This is a genomic window from Aequorivita sp. CIP111184 (assembly GCF_900489465.1).
Taxonomy (GTDB): domain Bacteria; phylum Bacteroidota; class Bacteroidia; order Flavobacteriales; family Flavobacteriaceae; genus Aequorivita.
In genome coordinates this window covers 1-1,540 of sequence record NZ_UEFQ01000003.1, presented here as the reverse complement: position 1 = coordinate 1,540, position 1,540 = coordinate 1, and the positions used below count along the sequence as shown (strand labels likewise).

The 1,540-nt window shown below is 54.2% G+C and carries 1 pseudogene; it reads right to left on the bottom strand.

Features of this window, described 5'->3' with window-relative positions:
- A pseudogene (locus tag AEQU1_RS00020) lies at nucleotides 1-1,540 on the bottom strand (hypothetical protein); the annotation flags it as partial.

Below are 1,540 nucleotides of genomic sequence, written 5' to 3'. Positions count from 1 at the left end.
TTCCGAGGTCACTCTACCGATCACCGTTTGTGGGGTAACACTGTTCTGGAATGTGGTCGGGTTCGGGATGGGAATATCCGCCGCCTCGTCCGCATAACTAAAGAACCATACCACAGTCAGGTTCGGGTCGTTGTTGGTCGCATCGGGGTCTATACTGGTAAGGTCAAAGGTCGAAATCTCGTCGGTAAGGGTACTGCCCTGGAGCTCATCGTCACAGAGCATCAGTTCAAAAGGCCCTAGATCTGCCGGCCGCGGGTCCACGATTAACTGCAGCTCAACGATGTCGTAGCAGCCCTCCGCACTGTTGGGGTTGGGGGGGATGGTACCGCCCGTATTGCTCACGATCAGTATATAGATGGTCTGCGGGTTGGTGGCATTGAAAAAATTCGTCGGATCCGCCACCGCTTGTGAAAAGTCCGGTGTCGGCGTTATGGCCAGGTCACCGGCAAGAACCGCCTGGGCAAAATTTTCATAATAGTAGAGGTCGAAGCCCAAAGGGTCTAGGGTACCCAAAACCTCGGGCTCCACTACGGTAAGATCAAAACGCGTTATGCCATCGGCCACAGCGTCATCGCACTTTCTCAGCGGCTCGGCGGGCGTTGTACCCACTGGTGAAAAGCGAACCTCCAGCGCAAAGGGCACTATGGAGACACAGCTGCTCGTGCTACTTGAAACGCGAGCCCAAACACCGCCCGTACCATAGTTTACGTCAAGGGGATCGGTATTGGGAAAGTCCAGGTACCTTCTGTCGTTGATATAGAAATTGGGCAGCGGCAGCGCATTGTTGCGCGCATCCACGAGCGTCCCGTGGTATGATACCGTCAGGTTGGGGTCACCAAGGGTTATAACGGTGCTCTGAAGACCAAGATCAAAGGTCGCAAAACCATCGTTGTTGTCGTCGCACATAATTAGGTTCGGCGGGGTCATGTTTATCGTCGGAGGCGTATCTATCGTGATGATCACGCTCTGCGTAGTATCCGTACAGGGAACACCGTTTGGGTCTATGTCGCGGTTCTCAAGCCTAATGAATATCTGCTGGCCAGGCGCAAGCACCGTATGGGGGATCGCCAACGCTCCCGTGCCGGCATCCGCGTCAGCCTGGCTCAGGTGGTAGGTAATATTGTAGTCGGAGGCGGGCTGGCCGTCCAAAATCAAGGGGTTGAACTCAGCTTCAAGGTCTATTATCTCCTCCCCGTCCCCATTGGTATCGCAATAGCTCGCGTTCACGGGAACGATACCCGCTATGGCACGGCTAAAGTAGATCTTGAAATCCGTCAAATCAAAACAGCTCCCCGTATTGTCCTCGATACGGGCAAAGATGGTCTGAGGGGATGGGGGAACGATGATGTGAACTCCACCCAAGATCTCGTTCGTGTCGTCAAAACTGTCCTGGTAGCTCTGGTAGTACTTGATCGTGAAAAGCGCAGGATCCTGACCACCCAATATGTTGGCATCATTGTCCGTAAGGTTGAAAACCCCAGAGGTCGTGCCATCGTCGCACTGGTACAAATCAACAGCAGGGTTGGCAATGGGCTGGGGT